The 241-nt window shown below is 67.6% G+C and carries 1 protein-coding gene; it reads left to right on the top strand.

The genetic code is table 11. The annotated features are described in order from the left end of the window. The coding region (locus HFD97_RS22125; RefSeq protein WP_185155372.1) for a Nif3-like dinuclear metal center hexameric protein at positions 1-241 on the top strand (241 nt) is incomplete at both ends.

The following is a 241-nucleotide window of genomic DNA, read 5'->3' as shown; positions in this document are numbered from 1 at the left end:
CGAAGCGCGCCTGGGGCGTCGTCCGCTGTGGTGCGGCGACACCGGGCCGGATACCGTGAAGCGCGTGGCATGGTGCACCGGCGGCGGCCAGGGCTTTATTGACAGCGCGGCGCGTTTTGGTGTCGACGCCTTCATTACCGGCGAAGTCTCCGAGCAGACTATCCACTCAGCCCGTGAACAAGGCCTGCATTTTTACGCGGCGGGCCATCACGCCACCGAGCGTGGCGGCATCCGCGCCCTC

Source organism: Pantoea sp. EKM103V, assembly GCF_011800365.1.
Taxonomy (GTDB): Bacteria; Pseudomonadota; Gammaproteobacteria; order Enterobacterales; family Enterobacteriaceae; genus Pantoea; species Pantoea anthophila.
The sequence above is the reverse complement of the archived record's forward strand: the minus strand, read 5'-3'. Positions and strand labels throughout refer to the sequence as shown.